General features: G+C 73.4%; 18 protein-coding genes and 1 pseudogene. 7 read left to right on the top strand and 12 right to left on the bottom strand.

The window, feature by feature from the left end:
- The 5 genes and pseudogenes from ACH4TP_RS09745 to katG all read right to left on the bottom strand — a co-directional run.
- Positions 1 to 146 (bottom strand): annotated as a pseudogene (locus tag ACH4TP_RS09745) (ABC transporter); the annotation flags it as partial.
- A gap of 56 nt (positions 147 to 202) precedes the next feature.
- Positions 203 to 1,045, bottom strand: a complete 843-nt coding sequence (locus ACH4TP_RS09740) for a DUF4097 family beta strand repeat-containing protein (protein ID WP_398436834.1) — start codon at positions 1,043 to 1,045, stop codon at positions 203 to 205.
- Between the two features lie 97 nt (positions 1,046 to 1,142).
- Positions 1,143 to 1,655 (bottom strand): toxin-antitoxin system HicB family antitoxin, encoded by a 513-nt coding sequence (locus ACH4TP_RS09735; RefSeq protein ID WP_398436833.1) that lies wholly within the window; start codon positions 1,653 to 1,655, stop codon positions 1,143 to 1,145.
- 163 nt (positions 1,656 to 1,818) lie between these two features.
- Positions 1,819 to 4,611 carry a hypothetical protein gene (locus ACH4TP_RS09730; RefSeq protein WP_398436831.1) on the bottom strand — a complete coding sequence of 931 codons (2,793 nt, stop codon included), beginning with the start codon at positions 4,609 to 4,611 and terminating at the stop codon, positions 1,819 to 1,821.
- A gap of 229 nt (positions 4,612 to 4,840) precedes the next feature.
- Positions 4,841 to 7,066 (bottom strand): catalase/peroxidase HPI, encoded by a 2,226-nt coding sequence (gene katG, locus ACH4TP_RS09725; RefSeq protein WP_398436829.1) that lies wholly within the window; start codon positions 7,064 to 7,066, stop codon positions 4,841 to 4,843.
- Between the two features lie 205 nt (positions 7,067 to 7,271).
- Between katG and ACH4TP_RS09720 the strand changes: the two genes are divergently transcribed.
- Positions 7,272 to 7,682 carry a Fur family transcriptional regulator gene (locus ACH4TP_RS09720; protein ID WP_389224289.1) on the top strand — a complete coding sequence of 137 codons (411 nt, stop codon included), beginning with the start codon at positions 7,272 to 7,274 and terminating at the stop codon, positions 7,680 to 7,682.
- Positions 7,683 to 7,754: 72 nt separating this feature from the next.
- Here the strand turns inward: ACH4TP_RS09720 and tpx are convergent, their stop codons facing one another.
- A complete protein-coding gene (gene tpx, locus ACH4TP_RS09715; protein WP_389224293.1) occupies positions 7,755 to 8,255 on the bottom strand; it encodes a thiol peroxidase in 501 nt (166 codons plus the stop codon).
- Between the two features lie 206 nt (positions 8,256 to 8,461).
- Between tpx and ACH4TP_RS09710 the strand changes: the two genes are divergently transcribed.
- Positions 8,462 to 8,617, top strand: coding sequence for a hypothetical protein (locus ACH4TP_RS09710; protein WP_398436826.1), 156 nt, complete (start codon positions 8,462 to 8,464; stop codon positions 8,615 to 8,617).
- A 39-nt stretch (positions 8,618 to 8,656) separates the two neighbouring features.
- Here ACH4TP_RS09710 and ACH4TP_RS09705 read toward each other — a convergent pair whose 3' ends face one another.
- A complete protein-coding gene (locus tag ACH4TP_RS09705; RefSeq protein ID WP_398436824.1) occupies positions 8,657 to 9,424 on the bottom strand; it encodes an AraC family transcriptional regulator in 768 nt (255 codons plus the stop codon).
- Positions 9,425 to 9,508: 84 nt separating this feature from the next.
- Here ACH4TP_RS09705 and ACH4TP_RS09700 point away from each other — a divergent pair, with 84 nt between their 5' ends.
- The gene (locus ACH4TP_RS09700) at positions 9,509 to 10,315 is read left to right on the top strand and encodes a TSUP family transporter (protein ID WP_398436822.1); all 807 of its coding nucleotides are present in this window, start codon (positions 9,509 to 9,511) and stop codon (positions 10,313 to 10,315) included.
- A 23-nt stretch (positions 10,316 to 10,338) separates the two neighbouring features.
- Here the strand turns inward: ACH4TP_RS09700 and ACH4TP_RS09695 are convergent, their stop codons facing one another.
- From ACH4TP_RS09695 to ACH4TP_RS09680, 4 genes are read right to left on the bottom strand one after another with little or no spacing between them, the layout of a single operon-like run.
- On the bottom strand, positions 10,339 to 11,580 hold the full coding sequence (locus ACH4TP_RS09695; protein ID WP_398192231.1) for an MFS transporter: 1,242 nt from the start codon (positions 11,578 to 11,580) through the stop codon (positions 10,339 to 10,341).
- Position 11,581: 1 nt separating this feature from the next.
- Positions 11,582 to 13,288, bottom strand: coding sequence for a condensation domain-containing protein (locus tag ACH4TP_RS09690; RefSeq protein ID WP_398436820.1), 1,707 nt, complete (start codon positions 13,286 to 13,288; stop codon positions 11,582 to 11,584).
- Entirely contained in the window at positions 13,285 to 14,586 is a 1,302-nt protein-coding gene (locus ACH4TP_RS09685; protein ID WP_398436818.1) for a DUF6271 family protein, read from the bottom strand. The genes ACH4TP_RS09690 and ACH4TP_RS09685 overlap by 4 nt, the downstream gene beginning before the upstream one ends.
- Entirely contained in the window at positions 14,568 to 15,692 is a 1,125-nt protein-coding gene (locus ACH4TP_RS09680; protein ID WP_398436817.1) for a phytanoyl-CoA dioxygenase family protein, read from the bottom strand. The genes ACH4TP_RS09685 and ACH4TP_RS09680 overlap by 19 nt, the downstream gene beginning before the upstream one ends.
- 283 nt (positions 15,693 to 15,975) lie before the next feature.
- Here ACH4TP_RS09680 and ACH4TP_RS09675 point away from each other — a divergent pair, with 283 nt between their 5' ends.
- Genes ACH4TP_RS09675 through ACH4TP_RS09665 form a run of 3 tightly spaced genes read left to right on the top strand, consistent with a single transcriptional unit; the run spans position 15,976 to position 17,740 of the window.
- Positions 15,976 to 16,833, top strand: coding sequence for a hypothetical protein (locus ACH4TP_RS09675; protein ID WP_398192239.1), 858 nt, complete (start codon positions 15,976 to 15,978; stop codon positions 16,831 to 16,833).
- Between the two features lie 54 nt (positions 16,834 to 16,887).
- A complete protein-coding gene (locus ACH4TP_RS09670) occupies positions 16,888 to 17,118 on the top strand; it encodes an acyl carrier protein (RefSeq protein ID WP_389224316.1) in 231 nt (76 codons plus the stop codon).
- Positions 17,105 to 17,740 carry a 4'-phosphopantetheinyl transferase family protein gene (locus tag ACH4TP_RS09665; RefSeq protein ID WP_398436814.1) on the top strand — a complete coding sequence of 212 codons (636 nt, stop codon included), beginning with the start codon at positions 17,105 to 17,107 and terminating at the stop codon, positions 17,738 to 17,740. Before ACH4TP_RS09670 ends, ACH4TP_RS09665 begins: the two co-directional genes overlap by 14 nt.
- Here ACH4TP_RS09665 and ACH4TP_RS09660 read toward each other — a convergent pair.
- Positions 17,700 to 18,398 carry a hypothetical protein gene (locus ACH4TP_RS09660; RefSeq protein WP_398436813.1) on the bottom strand — a complete coding sequence of 233 codons (699 nt, stop codon included), beginning with the start codon at positions 18,396 to 18,398 and terminating at the stop codon, positions 17,700 to 17,702. The genes ACH4TP_RS09665 and ACH4TP_RS09660 overlap by 41 nt on opposite strands.
- 244 nt (positions 18,399 to 18,642) lie before the next feature.
- Between ACH4TP_RS09660 and ACH4TP_RS09655 the strand changes: the two genes are divergently transcribed.
- Positions 18,643 to 19,695 carry an AI-2E family transporter gene (locus ACH4TP_RS09655; RefSeq protein WP_398192304.1) on the top strand — a complete coding sequence of 351 codons (1,053 nt, stop codon included), beginning with the start codon at positions 18,643 to 18,645 and terminating at the stop codon, positions 19,693 to 19,695.
- The last annotated feature ends 23 nt before the right edge of the window (positions 19,696 to 19,718 follow it).

The following is a 19,718-nucleotide window of genomic DNA, read 5'->3' as shown; positions in this document are numbered from 1 at the left end:
GGGCCGAGGAGGGCGAAGACCGTGCCTTCGGGGACGGTGAGGTCGATGCCGTCCAGGACGGTCTTGTCGCCGTAGGACTTGCGCAGCCCGCTCGCCGCGATGGCCGAGGGCTTGATTGTGGGCATGGGCATGACAGAAGTAGGCATGAGGCCCTCCTGAGGAAGGGATGAGGGATGAGGGGGCTGGGGAGCGGAGGTGGTGCTCAGGCCTTGGCGCGGCGGATGTCGATGTTGCCCCAGTTGGTCCGCGCGCGGACCTTGACGGTCTCCTCGGTCTCCTCCGGGGCCTCGGAGGCGGTGAGGGTGTTGCGTACGTGCCCGCGCTGGGAGGTGACGTCCAGCCAGGCGGCGGTGCCCGAGCGGATGCCGATCTCGATGGAGCCGTTGGAGGTCTCCAGCCGGACCTCACCGCGGGAGACCTCGGAGATGCGGAGGGCGCCGTTGGTGGCGGTGCCGGTGACCGACGACTCGGCGTGCGCGATGTCGATGCTGCCGTTGGCGCCGCTGACGCGCAGTTCGCCGGTCACGGTGTCGACGGTCGTGGCGCCGTTCGAGTTCTTCAGGACGGCGGGGCCGTCGATGAGGCCGATGCGCAGGTTGCCGCTGCTGCTGGTGATCTCGGCCGCGCCCTCGACCCGTTCCACGGTGGTGTGGCCGTGCGACGCGTTCAGGTGCAGGGGGCCGGTGGTGTCGAGGCGGACGTCACCGGCCGTGGTCTTCGCGCGGACCTCGCCGAGCCGTCCCTCGCCGATCAGGGTGGCCGCGGCGCCGGTCATGTCGATCCGCGACCCGGTGGGCAGTTCCACCGTCACGTCGACCGTTCCGCCGCGCCCCAGCAGGTTGGCCTTGGGGGTGGTGATGGTCAGGACGCCGCCGGCGTGGGTGACCTCGGTCTGGTCGGCCGCCCGTACGTCCAGGTCCTTCTTGGGGTTGCGGGGCCGTACCTCGACGACGGTGTCGGGACGGTCGCTCGCGGTGAACTGGAGGGAGCCGGCGTAGACGTAGGCGGTGACCGAGATCGGTGCGGGCGTGTCGAAAGAAGGCATGGCTGTCCCGTCCTCTTGGGTCTTCAGGTCGTCCCCGCAGGTGGGACGCGGTGTGGGTGAAGTGGTGCGGGTGAAGTGCGGTGAGGGTGGGACGCGGTCAGCGCACCCAGCCCGTGATGCTCTGTCCGGTGCTCTGGGACTTCTCCGGCGTGCGCGGCCGGGAGGGGCCGACCGCCGCCGACACGGCCCGTACCAGCCAGGCGTTGACCGACAGGCCCTCGCGGGCCGCGGCCTCCTCGGCGCGGGTCTTGAGGTGGGCCGGCAGGCGCAGGTTGACGCGGGCGGTGCCGCCCTCGTCGCCCTCGGCGGGAGCCGGGGCCGGGAGGGGTTCGGTGGTGGCGTCCGGCTCCGCGGGGGCGCCGCCGGTGGGCGGCGGCGTCACCACGAAGTCGGGGTCGAGGCCCCGGAGCCGTACGTCGACCGAACCGGGCGCGAGCTCACGGGTGATCTCGTCCGTCGCGGCGGAGAGCACGTTGAGCATGGTCAGCCGGGCGGCCGACTCCAGGGGAGCGGTGAGCCGCTCGGCCAGCTCGCGCGCCTCTTCGCCACCGGCTTCGGCGGCCACCGCGAGCTCGCGGCGGAGGGTGTCGACATACGGGGTGAGGTCCATGACGTCATGATGGCACCACTATGGCGCCATATGCAAGCCTCAAGGCGAGATGCAAGGGGTGTCTTTGCTTGACACCCACTCTGACCTGCGTAGACGCGAAATGGCGCCACATGGCACCGAGTGGTGTCATGTGGCGCCATGGTGTGGCGCAGGTGGTGTCAGCTCACGCCGCGTCCCGCACCCTGCCCGTGAACTCCGGGCCCGGGACCCGCTCCCAGGACTCGTCGTACGTGAAGAGCGCGGCCCGGAGGGACTCGGTCGGCTCGGCGGCCCCGTCGCGGACGGTGGGGACGCTCACCTCCGCCGTCGTCTGCCCGGCGGGGACGGAGAGCCACAGGCTCGTGTCGCCCTCGACCGTCGCGGACAGCGGCCTCGCGGGATCCGGCTTCTCCCCGAAGTTCGCCTCCAGCCAGGCCGGGTCCACGTCCTTGGTGGACAGCTCCTGGCCGTCGGTGACCGGCTTGAGGAGGATCCCGCCCGAGATCTCGACGTCGGCCAGCTCGGAGAGCGTCACCCGCCACCTCAGGGCCGAGCCCTCGGTCACGTCGTCCGCGACGGGCGTCAGGCGCATCGCGGGCATGGTGTCGTCGTTCCGCGCGGTCACGCCGCCCCGGTGCGCTCCGACCACGGTGCCGCGCACCGCCTTGACGAAGGCGTCGTACCGCACGTCGTAGCCGTAGCGCGTGTTGCCCCGCACCTCGACCGGTACGTCGATGTCGTGGCGTCCCGGCCGCACGGTCACCGTGCGGGACGTGACCCGGTCGGTGCCCGGTACGGGGACGAACAGGCGGACCTGCCCGCTGCCCCGGCCGGAGACCGTCACCGGCACCCGGTAGGTGCGGACCCCGGAGTCGCCCTCCGCGACCGTCAGGCGGCCGACGTCGACGCGCGTGAGCGGCGCAGGGTTCACCGCCGGGGTGCCGGGGCGCCAGCCCCAGGCGTCCATGAGCCAGGCGCGGCCGGCGCCGCCGCGCGGGGTCAGTTCGAGCGCGCCGATCCGCTTGAGGTCGAGGCCCGCGCGGGTCGCGGCGGACAGCGGTACGCGGACCTCGCGGCTCCAGTACGCGGCGGTGCGCGGGCTGCCCGGCAGTCCGTCGACGCGGACGCGGCCCAGCTGGGCGCGGCGGCCGGAGCCGTCGGTGACGGCGACGTCCAGCGCGGTGCCGGTGCTGTTGGGCGGGACGATCACGCGCAGCGCCAGGGACTGGGCGCCGGCGAGGGAGACCGGCCGGGACGGGCGGACCGTGACCCGGGCTCCCGTGCCCGTCCACTTCAACGCGACGGCGTCACGACCCGGTTCGGAGGCCGTCTCCCAGTACGCGAAGTGCGGCGACCAGCCCTCCTCGGGCGACAGGCAGGCGCGGGCGGCGTCGGGGTCGACCTGGGCGCAGAGCCGGCCGCCGCCGGAGACGGTGACCGAGGAGCCCGGCAGGAACGCCGGTGTGCGGCGGGCGCCGACGGCGTGGGTGAGGACCCGCGCCGGGCCCGCCGAGGGGGCGCGGCGGCCGGTGCCGTCGAGCAGCGGCCGGACCGCGTCGTCGCCGCCGACGAACAGCCGGGCGGAGGCCGCGATGTAGGTGGCGCCGACGGCCTGCTGCTGCGTGGCCGTCAGACGGGTCGCCGTGCCGGGGGAGCAGACCGGGTCGGTCCCGTCCTCGGAGGAGAAGTCGTCGATGGCCGGCGCCTTCGCCTGCCCCGGAGTCCACTCGCTGTTGAAGAAGTTGTGGTTGGCGCCGATCACATAGGCCGCGCTGTGGAGGGCGGCGCCCTTGCCGACCCCTCGGGTGCCGTCGACGTAGATCTGGCCCTGGAGGTCGGACACGTCGCCGTCGCAGCCCGGCAGGATGGTCGTGGACGGCACGTCGGGGACCGGGTTCTGGCCGAACACCGTGGGCCCGATCAGGACGTTGCCGCGGATCTTCCACCGTACGGGGCCCCGGTAGCCGTCCTGGGCGGCGGGCGGCGGGTTCAGGCTGTCGAGCGCGGCCCGGTTGACGCCCTCGCCGCCCCGGGAGTGCCCGACGAGGAGCACCCGCGAGAGGTCGGCGGGCGCGGTCTTCCGTACGGCGGCGGGGGCGGAGGCCCGGTTCGCGGCCCAGTCGGCCCAGCGGGCGAGGTGCAGCCGGACCAGGGAGGAGCGGGCCTGGGCGCCGGCGTCCTCGATGTCCCCGTCCTGGCCGTTGACGCCGTTCGCGGCGATGGACACCGTCACGTACCCCTGGGAGGCCAGGAGCCGCTGGGCGCGCAGGTATCCCTGCTCGCTGGGTATCGGGCGGGTGCCCGCCGGGCACGGCCAGGCGAGCCGGACGTCCTCCGTGCCCGGGGTGTAGCAGGTGGCGTGGCGGCCGTGCAGGAAGAGGGTCACCGGCCGCTTCCCCGGGGCGTCGGCGGGGCCGACGACCGTGGCGCGCATCTCGACGGGCTGCGGAAGGCCGGGCAGGCGCACGGAGCGCAGGGCGTACTCGCCGCCGACGGTCCGGTAGCGGCCCGGCACTCCGGGGTCGACCGGGTTCGCGGGCAGCGGGGCCGGGTTCACGGCGGCGGGGGCGAGGGGGCGTTCGGTGGCGGCGCCGGCGCGTCCCGCCGCGTCGAGCCTCCGTCCGCCGGCCGTCACCCGCAGCTCCGCGCCCCCGTCGAGCCGGACGCCGTCGAGGGGCAGGGCGTAGGAGCGGCCGTCGGGCCGGGGCAGCGGATGGCCGAGGAGCCGGTCCCCGGAACGGAACTCGACCCGGGCGTCGCCCACGGGCACGCGCTCGGGCGACGTCCAGACCAGCTGCCTGCCCGTACCGTCCCCGGTGATCCGCCAGCCCTCGGGGAGGAGGACACCGTCGAAGCGGTCCCCCGGGGCCGCCGACGGTGATCCGGGTGAAGGCTGGGCGGACGCCGGCCAGGGCGCCGCCGCCGTCAGGGCGAGCAATGCCACGGCGGTGGTCACGCCGCGTGTGACACGTATCAAAGCGGTCTTCCTCACGATCGGTCTCGTCGGGGCGCCGGGAGGAGGCCGGATTCCCGGCCCTCCCGCCGCCCCTCTCGTGTCGTGAGGACGGTGACGGACCCCCTTCGGTTGTCCCACGCGGCGTCAGGACGGTGTCAGGGGACGGGTTTCGGCGCGAAAGGGCCGGCCCGGGTGGCGTGAAAGCCACCCGGGCCGGCCCCGGAGTCGCGCTGGGAACCAGCGGCGAGGATCAGGCGATGTCGAACCGGTCCAGGTTCATGACCTTGTCCCACGCCGACACGAAGTCCTTGACGAACTTCTCCTTCGCGTCGTCGCTCGCGTACACCTCGGCCAGCGCGCGCAGTTCGCTGTTGGAGCCGAAGACCAGGTCGGCGCGGCTACCCGTCCACTTGACCGCGCCGGTGGCCGTGTCACGGCCCTCGAACGTGGTCTGGTCGGCGGAGGTGGACTTCCACTCCGTGCCCAGGTCGAGCAGGTTGGCGAAGAAGTCGTTCGTCAGCTTGCCCGGGGTCTCGGTGAGGACACCGAGCGAGGTCTGCGGCTGCGTGACGCCCAGGACGCGCAGGCCGCCGACGAGGACCGTCAGCTCGGGCGCGCTCAGGGTGAGCAGGTTCGCCCGGTCGATGAGCAGGTACTCGGCCGGGAGGCGGTTGCCCTTGCCCAGGTAGTTGCGGAAGCCGTCCGCGGTCGGCTCCAGGGCGGCGAAGGACTCGACGTCCGTCTGCTCCTGGGTGGCGTCCACGCGGCCCGGGGTGAACGGCACCTCGACGGGGTGGCCCGCGTCGGCGGCCGCCTTCTCGACCGCGGCGACGCCCGCGAGGACGACGAGGTCGGCGAGGGAGACGTGCTTGCCGTCGCTCTGCGCGGAGTTGAAGGACTCCTGGACGCCCTCCAGGACGCGCAGCACCTGGGCCAGCTCGTCCGGGTTGTTGACCTCCCAGTTGCGCTGCGGCTCCAGGCGGATGCGGCCGCCGTTGGCGCCACCGCGCTTGTCGCTGCCGCGGAAGGAGGAGGCGGCGGCCCAGGCGGCGGAGACCAGCTGGGTGACCGTGAGGTCCGAGCCGAGGATCTTCTCCTTGAGGGAGGCGATGTCCGCGGCGTCGACGAGCTCGCCGGTGCGCGCCGGCAGCGGGTCCTGCCACAGCAGCACCTCGGACGGGACCTCGGAGCCGAGGTAGCGCACGACCGGACCCATGTCGCGGTGGGTGAGCTTGTACCAGGCGCGGGCGAAGGCGTCCGCGAACTGGTCCGGGTTCTCGTAGAAGCGGCGCGAGATCTGCTCGTAGACCGGGTCGAAGCGCAGCGACAGGTCGGTGGTGAGCATCGTCGGGAGGTGCTTCTTCTCCGGGTCGTACGCGTCCGGGATGATCGCCTCGGCGTTCTTGGCGACCCACTGGTGGGCGCCCGCCGGGCTCTTCGTCAGCTCGTACTCGTACTCGAAGAGGTTCTTGAAGAAGCCGTTGCCCCACTGGGTCGGCGTGGTGGTCCAGGTGACCTCCAGGCCGGAGGTGATGGCGTCGGGGCCCTTGCCGGAGCGGAAGGTGCTCTTCCAGCCGAGGCCCTGGTCCTCCAGGGAGGCGGCCTCCGGGTCCGCGCCCACGTGGTCCGCCGGGCCGGCGCCGTGGGTCTTGCCGAAGGTGTGGCCGCCCGCGATGAGGGCGACGGTCTCCTCGTCGTTCATCGCCATCCGGCGGAAGGTCTCGCGGATGTCACGCGCCGCGGCGACCGGGTCCGGGTTGGCGTTGGGGCCCTCCGGGTTGACGTAGATGAGGCCCATCTGCACCGCGCCGAGCGGGTTCTCCAGCTCGCGGTCGCCGGTGTAGCGCTCGTCGCCGAGCCAGGTGGTCTCCGGGCCCCAGTAGACGTCCTCGTCGGGCTCCCACACGTCCGCGCGGCCGCCGGCGAAGCCGAAGGTCTCGAAGCCCATCGACTCCAGGGCGACGTTGCCCGCGAGGATCATGAGGTCGGCCCAGGAGATGTTCTGGCCGTACTTCTTCTTCACCGGCCACAGCAGACGGCGCGCCTTGTCCAGGTTGCCGTTGTCCGGCCAGCTGTTCAGCGGCGCGAAACGCTGCTGGCCGGCGCCGGCGCCGCCGCGGCCGTCGCTGATGCGGTAGGTGCCGGCGCTGTGCCAGGCCATCCGGATCATGAACGGGCCGTAGTGGCCGAAGTCGGCGGGCCACCAGTCCTGCGAGGTGGTCAGCACCTCGGCGATGTCCTGCTTCACGGCGGCCAGGTCGAGGCTCTCGAAGGCCTGCGCGTAGTCGAAGTCCTCACCGAGCGGGTTGGCCACGGCCGGGTTCTTGGCGAGGATCTTCAGGTTCAGCCGGTTCGGCCACCACTGGCTGTTGCCACCGCCTTGGGTGGGATGGGCAGCGCGGCCGTGCGCGACCGGACAGCCGCCCTGGCCCTCCGCCTTCGCGTCGGTGACGATTGCTTCGTGGTTCTCAGACATGGGAATCCTTCCGGACCTGGCGGATCACAGTGCTCAGGAAGTGCGTTCGGCGGACGGGCCTGGCGCGGGTCTCACGTGTGCTTCTCCCGCCGTGCTGGAGTCTTCCTGTCCCTTGGCCATTTACGAAACCGATCCTACGATGGACGAAGTCCAAGTCAAGAACAACGCCAATTTTGCCCGATTGACGATGACGATGAGGTGAGACATGAGCGATCTGCTGGAGCGACTGCGCGCGCGTGGCTGGCGGATGACGTCCCAGCGCCGGGTCGTCGCCGAGGTCCTGGCCGGGGACCATGTGCACCTCACGGCGGACGAGGTCCACGCGCGCGCGGTGGAACGCCTCCCGGAGATCGCCCGGGCGACGGTCTACAACACCCTCGGCGAGCTGGTCGCCCTGGGGGAGGTCGTCGAGCTCTCCACGGACGGACGGGCCAAGCGCTACGACCCGAACGCGCGCCGCCCGCACCAGCACCTGGTCTGCTCGAACTGCGGGATCATCCGCGACGTCCACCCGACGGGGGACCCGCTCGCCGTCCTGCCGCCCGAGGAGCGCTTCGGCTTCACGGTCTCGAAGGCGGACGTGACGTACCGGGGGCTCTGCCCGGGCTGCGCCTGAGCCCCGGAGAACGAGGAGGAGCCCTCCACCGGCGACGGTGGAGGGCTCCTCGGTGCCCTGTCGGGCAGCTGACTACTTCAGGACGGCGAGCGCCTCGTCGTAGCTCGGCTCGTCGGCGATCTCGCCCACGAGCTGCGCGTGCAGCACCGTGTCGTTCTCGTCGAGGACGACGACGGCGCGGGCGGTCAGACCGGCCAGCGGGCCGTCCGCGATCTCCACGCCGTAGTTGGTGTGGAACTCGCGGCCGCGGAGCGTCGAGAGGTTCTTGACGTTCTCCAGGCCCTCGGCGCCGCAGAAGCGGGCCTGCGCGAAGGGCAGGTCGGCGGAGATGCAGAGGACGACCGTGTTGTCCAGCTGTCCGGCCTTCTCGTTGAAGGCGCGGACGGAGGAGGCGCACGTCGGGGTGTCGACGCTCGGGAAGATGTTGAGGACCTTGCGCAGGCCGGCGAAGTCCTTCAGCGACTTGTCCGCCAGCCCCTCGGCGACGAGCGTGAAGTCGGGGGCCTGGCTGCCGGGGGCCGGCAGAGCGCCGTTGACCTGCACGGGGCTGCCCTTCAGCGTGACCTGGGCCATGGGGATCTCCTTCAGACGTAAGAGTGGCAACGGGGGGAATCGTACGGAAGCCGGGCCCGCTCCCACGACACGGGCCGCCCCGCCGGGCTGAGTATCCGTACCCGGGCGCCTGAGTACGGGACCGGGCCCCCGGCCGCCGCCCGGCGTGTGACAGTGGTTCCGGCGGCGCCGGGGGGCTCCGCGCGTCACGATGCGGGGGGTAGGGCATGGACCTGTTCGACGTCGAGGTGGGCGGCGAGGACGAGCACCACGTGGGGTCCGGAGGCGGCTGCTCCTGGGGCACCGTGGTGCTCCTCGGTGTCGCGGTCCTGCTGGCGGTCCTGACGAGCTGGTTCTTCGACCTGCTCGGCGACGTCTTCTGACGCGGCGGGATCTTCTGGAGCGCCGCCCGGCCGGAGGCCTCAGCCCCGGCCCGCCGTGAAGCGGGACGGCGGTGTGCCGAAGGAGCGGGTGAACGCGGCCGTGAACGCGGCGGGGGAGGCGTACCCGAGGCGGCCGGAGACCTCGCTGACCGTGGCCGTACGCAGCAGGGGCACGGCCGCGAGGAGCCGGGCGCGGGAGCGCCAGACGGCGGGGCTCTCGCCCGTCTCCGCGCGGAAGCGCCGGGTGAACGCCCGCTCGCTCAGCGCGGACCTGGCCGCCCATTCGGTGTTGGTGACCGCGGCGTCCGGGGCGGCCAGGTACTCCCGGCACAGCGCCGCGAGGTCCCCGGAGGCGGGGAGCGCGACGTGGAACGGGAGCGGGGAGCGCGCGGCGATCTCGTGCAGCAGCAGCGTCGCGACGGCGCCCTCCCGTCCCGAGGGGCCGTAGTCGGCCGGGAACTCGACGGCCGCGAGCAGCAGTTCGCGCAGCAGCGGCGGCACGTCCACGACCGTGCAGCGCGCCGGCCACCACGGGACGGCGCCCGGTTCCACGTACAGGCTGCACGTGCTCACGCCCAGCATCCGGACCCGGTGCGGGGTGGCGGCCGGGATCAGGACGGCCCGCTCGGGCGGGACCGTCCACGTCCCGTCGGCGGTGTCGACGACCATGACGCCCGTGGCCCCGTAGAGGAACTGCGCCCGCCGGTGCTCGTGCCAGTCCAGGACCCGCCCGGCCGGATAGTCGGTGCCGATCGGCAGGACCGCCCGGTCGAGGTGGTCGACGTCGTCCAGCGGGATGTTCCTCACCGGCCCACCGTACTGGCCGGGACGCGAAGGAAGACGACCGGCCATCGCATGCGGGAACCCCCGGCGACCTGATGGTCTTGCCCCATGGACATGGTGACGCTGATGGCGATCGGGCTCCTCACCGGGGCGACGACCGTCCTGTTCGGGTTCGGCGGCGGGTTCGTGGCGGTCCCCGTCGTGGTGTGGGCGGACGCCGCCCTCGGCACGGCGGCCCTGCCGGTGGCCACCGCCACCTCGGCCCTCGTGATGGTCGTGAGCGCCGCCTTCGCCACCGCCGTCACCCCACGGCCCGTGCTCCTCGCCCTGCGCGGCAGCGGCGCCCTGCTGCCCCTGCTCGCGGCGGGCGCCTGCGCCGGGGCGTACGCCTCCCGCTTCGCCCCGCCGGCCCTGGCCCGCTGGGCGTTCGTCGCGTACATCGCCCTGACCGCCCTCGACCTGCTGCTCCGGCCCGGCTTCCTGCGCACCGCGAGCGGGACGGGCACCGCGCCGGTGCGGGGCCTGCCGGCCGCGGCCGGCGCCCCGATCGGCGCGGTCGCCGCCTTCCTCGGGGTCGGCGGCAGCGTGATGACCGTCCCCGCGATGCGCCGGGCCGGTCACCCCATGAAGGTCGCGACCGCGCTGGCGAACCCGCTCACCCTCGCCGTCGCCCTCCCCGCCGTCGCGGTCTCCCTCGCCGCCTCCCCGCCCCCGGCCGCCCTCGCGACCGGCCCCGGGACAGGCCTGGTCGGTCTGGTCGACCCGTACGCGGCGGGGGCCCTGCTCCTCGGAGCCCTGCCGGTCATCGCCGTCCTGCGCCGCCGCCCGCCCCGGATCCCGGACCGCCTCCACGCGTGCGCGTACCTCGGGCTGCTCGCCGTGGTGGCCCTCGCGATGGCGCTCGGCGCTCCCTGAGCCCGCCGTCCGTCCCGGTGCCCCTACCCCGGCGCCCGGCGCAGCGCCCGGACGGCCGGCACGGAGAGCATGACGGCGATCAGGACGAGACCCACGGCCGAGGAGAAGAGCAGGACGCGGTCGGCGCCCAGGCTGTCGGCGGCCGGGCCGGACAGGGCGCGGCCCAGGGGGATGACCATGATCGATCCGGCGACGTCGTAGGCGGAGACGCGGCTCATGACGGCGAGGGGGATGTGGGTCTGGACGCTCGTCGCCCACATGACGCCCCAGAAGGCGAAGCCGCAGCCGGCCACGACACCGGTGAGCGCGGTGACGGTGAACGACCAGCCGAGGGCGGGCGCCAGGGGGTTGAGGGAGAAGAAGAACATGGCGCACGCGCCCGCGACGAGCGGACGGCGCGGCCGGACCCTCATGCCGAGCAGTCCGCCGACGATCGTGCCGGCGCCGTCGGCGGAGGCGATCCAGCCGTAGCCGCCGGCGCCGTGCTGCTCGGTGAGCAGGGCCGCGCCGAGCGGCAGGGCCGGGCCGAAGACGAACAGCCCGTAGACCGCCCAGACGGCGATGACCCCCCACAGCCAGGAACGGGACCGGAACTCGTGCCATCCGGTGGCGAGTCGCCGCAGCATCGGCTCGTCGCTCTCGTCCCGGGCCGTGCAGAGCTTCCGCAGCGGCGCCAGGCCGAGCGCGCTGCACGCGTACGCGGCCGCGATGACCACGAAGGACCCGGCGACGTTCCAGTACGCCACGAGCAGGCCGGAGACACCGGGGCCGAGCAGGGTGCAGATCGACTCCGAGATCCGGAGCAGCGCGTTGGCCCGCTGGATGTCCTCGGCGACCCGGGGCACCAGACTCGCCAGACCCGGCTGGAACATGGCGGTCGCGGCGCCGCTGAGCGCGAGCAGCGCCATCATGTGCCACAGCCGCATGTCGCCGGCGGCGAGCAGCACCGCGAGCGCCAGCATGGCCGCCATCCGCACCACGTCGGCGCCGACCATCATCACCTGCGGGGTGAACCGGTCGGCGAGCACGCCGCCGAACAGCACGAGCAGGACGATCGGCGTCATCCACGCGGCCAGCGCGTAGCCCACGCCCGCCGCCCCGTACCCCGCGCCGAGCACGGCGGTCGTGAGCGAGACCATCAGCATGCCGTCGGCGAGGAGCGAGGTGCTGCGGGCGGCGAAGAACAGCCGGAAGCGATGCGAACGCCACGGGCTGGGAAGGGAGTCCTCCTCCCGCTCCACGGTCACGTCATGGTTCGTCGTCATGTCACACCCGCCGGCCCCGGCCGGCCCCTTCCATGAGAATCGGCTGCCGGAGCCACGCGCCGGTGCGGTCCGCCCCGGCCGGTGCGTCCCGCACGATCACGTACCGGCGCGGGGCCAGCACGCCGGGGTGGCCCGGGAGGGCCTCCATCAGCGCCGCATGCGCCTGGGCCGGGGTGAACGGGGAGCCGCCGCAGGCGAGGAAGGCCGTGAGGCCCTCCTCGTCCGGACCCTCCGGCGCGACGTGTACGGGTACGCCTCCCAGCGCCCGGCTCAGGAGGTCCGCCACCTCGGGCGGCGACACCCACGAGCCGTCCACCCGGCGCCAGTTCCCACCGCGCTCGACCGGCCGGACGCCCGTCACCCCGGTGAGCTCCGCCAGCGGCACGTCCCCGGTCGCGGCCGCCTCCAGGAGGCGTACGAGACCGGTGAGGAAGCCCTCGGCCTCGTCCGGCGCGAACAGCGCGGGATCGACCCACAGGCCGAGCCGGAGCACGGGCGCCGTCTCGTGGACGAAGGTCAGCACACGGGCCGGCAGCACCTGCGCCGGCCCCCGGACCACGTCGAGTCCGGGCCCGTCGGAGTCCTCCGTGGATCCCGTGGGGAGGGCGCTGACGTCGTTGAAGACGACGTCGCGCGCGAAGCGGCTGCCGCGCTCGTACGTGACGGCGTCGATCATCTCCCAGAGGCGGGCCGCGTCGAACCGGCTGTGCCGGTAGGCGTTGAGCGCCGCTCCCCACGCCGCGCGCAGGAGCGCGTCGAAGGAGGGCACCCGCACGTCGAGGGAGAGCAGCGCGTCCTGGGACACGGTGTTCACCGAGCGGGCGAGCCGGGGCAGGAACCGGTTGGAGGTCGGCACGGCGGCCACGCAGGAGGACTGGCCGGTGCGGTGCGCGAGCAGCGCGCACCAGGCCGTCAGGAGCACCGTGGACGGCAGGCCGCCCGTGCGCTCGGCCACGAGGGCGAGCGCCCGCGCGCCGCGCGTCGAGCGGAGCGTCAGCTGCTCCGCCTCGACCTCGGTGCCCACGGCGCCCGGCTCCGCGAACATCGCCTGCGGGCCGGTGCGGATGATCCGCTCCCAGTGCCGCAGGGACGCCTCGGCCTTGCGGAGCCCGCCCGGGGTCGCCTCCTCGGCGGCGAGGTCGAGCGGCGTGAAGGCCGTCACGGCGGGGAGCGTCCGGCCGGCGAGCAGATCGAGCCAGTCCTCCTCCAGGACGGAGAGGGCGCTGATGTCCGTCACGGCGTGGCTGGCCGCCAGGGCGACGGACAGCGGCACGCCCTCCACGGCGATAAGGGAGATCCTCAGGCCGAAGTCCCGGTCCAGGTGGAAGCGGTCGACACGGGCCCGGCGGGCCACGTCCTCGGCGTACCCCTCGGGGGGAAGCTCCTCGTGGTCGAGGACCGTGACCGTGAACTCCCCCTCGGACGACACGACCTGCTCGCGCGGCACCTCTCCCGGCGCGTGCGGGAAGGTCGTGCGCAGCGCCTCGTGCCGCACCACCAGGGCGCGCAGCGCGTCGATCGCCGACTCCGTCGTGGTTCCCCCGGGGACGGGCCACACGGCGTGGATGTTGATGTGCTCGGGCTCGTCCCGCAGCATGCAGCGGATCATGTTGGCCTGGCCCATCGTGACGGGGCCCCGGCGCGTCTCGCCGCCCTCGTGGCGGACGGTGACCGTGTACGTCTTCGTCATGTGAGTCGTGTGAGTCATGCGACGCCCCCCGAAGCGGCCTCGTGGACGAGGTCCGCCCAGCTGTCGATCAGGAGGGCGAACTCCGCCATGTCCTCCCGGACTTCGTCGACGAGCCGCTCGCGGCGGGCGGCCAGGAAGTCGGCCGCCTCGGCGTAGCGGCCGCCGAGCTTGCGGTAGGAGCGGTCGACGACGTCGAGGCGCTCGGCGCTCTCCAGCGGATCGAGGCGCGTGCTCTCCCGGACGAGGGCGGCGACGGCGGAGGCGCGGAGCCCGCCCCCGGTGTCGAGCAGCGAATCGCCGGCCGCCCTGGTCCCCGCGTACACGGAGTGGAGGTGCGGGGCCGAGAGCAGGAACTTGGCGAACCTCAGCTGGTAGTCGAGGAAGCCGCTGTCGGAACGCCGTTCGCCGGTGTGGAAGTTGACGATGTGCCGGTTGTGCAGCACGCCGGGCAGCCGGGCGTCGTGGACCAGGTGGAGCAGGAAGTAGTCGCTGCCGATGGTGTCGGTGGCGGGCGGCAGCGGCACCCGGCCGTACACCTCGCGGGCGAGGGCGATGTTGCACATGTCGACGCGCGTGGGGCTGACGGTGGTGAGCGTGGTCAGGTCACCGGTGAACGCGGCGGTCCCGGCGCCCCGGAACGCCTCGGCGATGAGGTTCCCGCGCCAGATCTCCGGATAGCCGTCGGGGACGGACAGGCCGATGACGTCCTCGTAGACGAGCGGGTCGAGCCGGTGGATCTCCTCGACGTCCACGGACATCTCACCGACGAAGGAGCCGCCGACCAGAGCCACCGGCCGGTGCGCGGACGCCGGGTCGATCCTGCTCCGGGACACGAGCCCCGCCACCTCGGCGGCCGGCCGGCCCAGCGCGGTGAGCTCGTGGTGCAGGGGGAAGACGGGCTCCCCGTCCAGGTGCTGGTAGCGGCTGTCGGAGTCCCTGCGGTGCGTCGACGCGCAGCCGAGCGCCTCCGCGAACAGGAAGGCGCGGTTGGTGCAGGCGCCGTACGAGACGCGGGACGGCAGCATCAGGCCGAGCAGCCGCTCCGGCTCGGGGGCGCCGGAGCGGACGATCGTCTCGCGCAGGAAGGAGCGCTGCGCGGCCTCGTCGAGGTGGTGGACGGTCACGCCGGGGACGCGGGGCAGCGCGGCCACCGTCCCCCGGTGCTCGGCGAGGACCGGGGGAGCGGAGGAGTCCAGGATCAGCAGGTGCACCTCGACGCCGAAGTGCCGGGCGCCGTGGGCGGCTTCCTCCGCGACGGCCCGGATCGTCCCGGGGCAGGCGCGGTGGGTGGGCAGGGTCAGGCAGACACGGCGCACGCCGACTCCTCGCCCGCTCCCTCGCCGGAGCCCCTGCCCGCGACCGCGACCTCGTCGGTGGCCTCGCCCGTGTCGTGCCAGGAGGTGAGGCCGAGCAGACGGCTCCCGAGCTCGTTCAGGACGGCCGTGGGGTAGCGCTTGGACTCGTGCAGGACGGGGTCGCCGACCAGGGTGCGGTTCCAGCGCGGGGTGCGCAGGTGCCGCCAGGACTCGACCCGGGACTTCCGCAGCTTCGCGTGCTCCTCCAGGGCCGGCATCATCGACAGGTACTGGACCGCCCGTACCTGGTCCGCCGAGGTGTTGCGGGCCACGCCGTGGGCGAGGAGGCCGTTCCAGATCAGCAGGTCGCCGGGGCGCAGATCGGGCCGGACGACGGGGAACTCCGCGCGGTCCACGGCCGGGCGGACGGGGTCGCGGTCGGCGGGCTGGCCGAGCTTCCACTCCTCGAACCGGCGGAAGAGCTCGGGGCAGCACTGGAAGCCGCCGGACTCCGGGCTCGTGTCGTTGAGCGCGATGATCCCCTGCACCCGCTGCGGGGGCACGCCGAGGGTGGTGTCGATGTCCCAGTGCAGGTCGATGTCGAAGCCCCGGTCGGTGGGTTCGATCAGGGCGCGGTCGCGGTTGCGCACATTGGGCGGGTTGAGGTTGAGCCGGTCCTGGGTGACCCACAGCTCCTCGCAGTCCCACACGTCCACGAAGGCGTCGTACACCCGCTGGGACTGGCGGCTGTCCCAGAGCAGCTGGTGGTGGTACGCCTCCACGAAGCCGTACACGTGCAGCTGCTGGTCCAGCTTGGAGCGGAACGGCCGGTCCTCGTACCAGCTGTCCGGCCGGTCGGGGTCGAGGCCCTGGAAGTCCCAGGCGAAGTCGAGCAGGCGCCGCGCCGCCTCCGCCGGGATCGCCTCGCGGACGACGACGTAGCCGTACGTCTGCCAGTGGGCGAAGTCCTCCTCGGAGAGCACCCGCAGCGGCCGGGACTTCCGCAGCTCCCGCAGGGTGGTCTGCGCGAGGTACGACTCCCCGTCCGCGCTGAAGTACGGCAGGTCGGAGGCCGCCCGGTGCAGATGGGGGCGGCGGGCGCGGCGGGGCGGAGCGGGTGTCGTCATGGGTTCCTCCAGAGGCGGTGGCCGGAGGTCAGTCGGCCACGTCGTTCAGAAGAATTGGTTTAGACCATCTCTTCTGTCAAGTGTTCGATCGGCGTGTCGAGTTGTCGGCACAGGCGACTCGTCAGGGCGACGGCTTTGGTCTAGACAACCATCGACGGGCTGGCTTAGGGTCGCCATGCGCAGTCCCGCCCCTGATGGAGCGTCAGGCGGCTTCTCCGCCGTGCCGCGGTCGACGAGGACCCCACGCCGTGACTGTTCGCCCACGCCCAGAGGGAGCTTTTCCATGAGCACACCCGGCATCGCCGTCCTGCCCGACGGCGGCCTCAAGAGCCCCGGTCCCGGCCTGATCACGCTGGACCCGGTCCACACCGCCCTGCTGCACGGCCTCGACGAACTGCTCACCGGACTGGCCGCGCGCCTCTCCGCCCCCGAGGTGGTGGGCCCGCCGCTGCTCTCCGTCGAAGGCCTCGCGCGCCTCGACTTCTTCCGCAACTTCCCCCATCTCGGCGTCTCCGCCGGACGGTTCGCCCCCGAGGCGCTCGACGGCCTCGCCGCCGGAGAGGCCCCGGGCGAACTGCCGCTCCGGCCGACCGGCCACCTCCTGCCCTCCGCCACCTGCTACGGCCTGCTGCTCTCCCTGGAGGGCCGGGACGTCGGCGAGGGCGGACTGCGGCTCTCCGCGGCCGGCCGCTGCTTCCGCAACGAGACCCACTACGACGGGCTGCGCCGCCTGTGGGGCTTCCACATGCGCGAGGTCCTCTACCTCGGCACCAAGCAGGGCTCCCTCGAGCACCTGGAACACGGCGCCGAGTTCATCCAGGAACTGGCCGGACGCCTCGGCCTGGGGCTCGACCGCGCCGTGGCCGACGACCCCTTCTACGACAAGGGCGGCTCCCGCGCCCGGCTCATGGCGCTCGACCCCGTCAAGCACGAGTTCAGCGCCCCCGACGGCACCGCCATCGCCTCCGTGAACCGGCACCGCAACTTCTTCGGCGAGCGCCTCGACATCCGCGCGGGCTCCGAAGGCCCCGCCTACAGCGCCTGCGTCGCCTTCGGCGTCGAACGCTGGGTGCATGCGATGGTCCTCGCCCACGGCACCCCCGAGCGGGCCCTCGACCGGCTGCGCGACGCGCGCGCCTGACCCCTCCTCCCGACCTCCCCGACCCCGTACCCCGGCACAGCAAGGAGCGCCCCCATGGATCCCATCGCCGCGTGGCTCCACGAGAAGAACCCCGGCCTCGACGGCCCCATCGACGTGGACGAGGACCTCATCGAGGCCCGGCTCATCGACTCCATGGACTTCCTGGAGTTCATCGACCTCCTGGAGGAGCTGTCCGGCAGCTCCATCGACCTCCAGGAGGTCACCATCGACGACTTCCGCACCATCGGGCGCGTCCAGGAGCGCTTCCTGAGTGCCGCCACGTGACCCCTCGCCCGCGCTGGCCGTGGTGGCGACCACCGGGGAGGTCCTGGACCACCCCGGACTGCACGAGGGCCTGCTCGCGCCCTGGGAGCGGCGACGGCTCGACCGGATCCGGGTGCCGCGCCGCCGCGACGACGTGCTGGCCGCCCGCCTCCTCGTCCGGCTGTGCGTCTCCCGGTTCACCGGGCTCCCGCCGCACGCCTGCGGCCCGGACCAGTTCTGCGACGGATGCCGACGGTACGGGCACGGCCGCCCGTACGTGAGCCGCCACCCCGGACTCGGCGTCAGCCTGAGCCACGCCGACGGTCTGGCGGCGGCGGCCGTCGGCCCCGGCCCGGTCGGCGTCGACGTGGAGCCCGCCGCGCGCAGGCCCGGCCCCCTTCCCGTCCTGCGCCGGCTCCTGACCGCGTCCGAGCTGCGGGAGGCGGAGGCCGGCCCGGACCCGGAGGCGGCCCTGCTCCGCCTCTGGGTGCGCGGCGAGGCCCGGTTCAAGGCGGGCGGTCAGGAGGGCCTGCGGGTCCGGGAGTGGACCGACCCAGGACGGGCGGCCGTCGCGGCGTTCGCCGGTACGCACCCGGTCACGGTCATCGCATGCGGGGGCCCAGCGTCCGGACGACCTCGGTGAGGACCTTCTCGGTCCAGTTCCGCTTCGACCGCGGGTACTCGCCGACGCCGTCCGCGGTGGACATGCCGCTCACCTCGAACTGGTACGGGCCCTGGTGGCAGGTGGGCCCGTCGGAGACGTCCGGCAGGAAGCAGCCGTCGGTGCCGAGCGAGGTGCCGAGGTCCCGGAACTCCTTCTTGTACGCGCCCTCGCCCGCCCGCTTGCGCGCGTCGGCGAGGTCCTCGGCGTAGTGCCGCCCGACGAGCGCCGGATCGGCGACGGCCGTGAAGGTGACCTTGATGCTGCTGTTGTGCTCGCTCTCGTACTCGGACGGCAGCCCGAACCTGAACTCGCAGCCGCCCGCCGGGACGTCACCGGTCGTGCCGGGATCGGACTCGGACAACGGGTTGAAGTCGATGATCGTGACCTTCACCGGCTCCCGCGCGAAGCCGGTCGCCTGCGGAAGGATCGACCGGATCTCCGTGTCGCTCAGCACCTCGCAGGCGTTCGGCCACTGAGCGAGCGGCAGCGCGCTGTTCGCGGCCGGCCGCGCGTCCAGCTTCGGGCCCGAGGGCTTCGCCGCGCCGAACTCCAGCGGCGGCGGCTCGCTGCTGCATCCCGCGAGCGCGAGGGGCGCGGCCACGGCCAGGACGAGGCACCACCGGTTGACTCTGGACACGTCACGTTCCCCCGAGAGTGAAGACGCCGGATCGAGGGGCCCATTCTGCCCACGGGCACGGCACCGCCCCCCGGCCTTCACCGCATCTCCGCTGTGATCCTGATCTCCGCTGCGTTCCTGACGACAGGCCGACGTTCCGCAAAGCCCCCCCGCGCGCCCCGGACGGCCGAATGCCGCGACCGGGTCGGGCGAATCCGGTGCCCGGGGCGTGGCCCGGCGATCCGGCGGTGGTACGTCGATGGCCATGCAGCCAGGCACACCCCCGACGGTCAGCCCCTTCCTCCGTACGGCCGCCGCCTACGCGTGGCGGCTGCTCGTCGTCGGCCTCCTCGTCTACGGCCTGTTCGCCGTGCTCGGGCGCTTCCACGAGATCGGCGTGGCCGTCTTCCTCGGCCTGGTGATCACCGCGCTGCTCCGGCCCGTCGCCGACCTGGCCGCCCGGGTGCTGCCCCGCTCGGCGGCGGTCGCCCTCACCCTGCTCGGCGGCATCGCGCTCGTCCTCGGGGTGTTCGCGCTGGTCGGCGAGGCGGTCGCCGGGGAGTGGACGGGGCTCGTACGCGAGTTCAAGGACGGCGTCGGACGGATCGAGCACTGGCTGGAGCGGCCGCCGTTCCGGCTCGACCCGGACGCGCTCTCCGGAGTGCAGGAGAAGATCGGGCAGTTCCTCTCCAGCCACCGTTCGGCCCTGCTCAGCGAGGCGGTGAGCGGCGCCGGCCAGCTGGTCGCCGTCCTCACCGCGCTGGCCCTCGGCCTGTTCAGCGCGGTCTTCTTCATCCACTCCGGGGACCGCCAGTGGGCCTGGTTCCAGGACCAGCTGCCGGCGTCGGTGCGCGACCGCGTGGGCATCGGCGGGCGGGCGGCCTGGAGCACCTTCACCGGCTACACGCACGGCATCGTCCTGGTCGCCGCCGTGAACGCGGTGCTCGTCGGCCTCGCCCTCTGGATCCTCGGGGTCCCGCTCGCCGTGCCGCTCGCCCTCCTGGAGTTCCTGGCCGCCTTCGTCCCGCTGATCGGCTCGCCGATCGCCCTCGCGATCGCCGCCGTCGTGGCCCTCGCCGCGAAGGGCCCGCTCATCGCGGGCATCGTCATCGCCCTGATCGTCGTCATCGGCCAGATCGAGGGGCATCTGCTGCACCCCCTCGTCATGAGCTGGGCCGTGCGGCTCCACCCGCTGGTGGTGGCCATCTCGGTGACCGCCGGTTCGATCGCCGCCGGCGTCGTGGGCGCGGTGGTCGCGGTCCCGCTGGTCTCGGTGGTCTGGTCGGTCCGCACGGCGCTCCGGGACGCGCGCGGTTGAGTCCCGCTGGTGCGCGCGGGATC

This window comes from Streptomyces sp. NPDC021012, assembly GCF_044333355.1.
In the GTDB taxonomy this organism is placed as follows: domain Bacteria; phylum Actinomycetota; class Actinomycetes; order Streptomycetales; family Streptomycetaceae; genus Streptomyces.
Note: the sequence above shows the minus strand (reverse complement) of the source record. Positions and strands in the feature narration are given on the sequence as shown.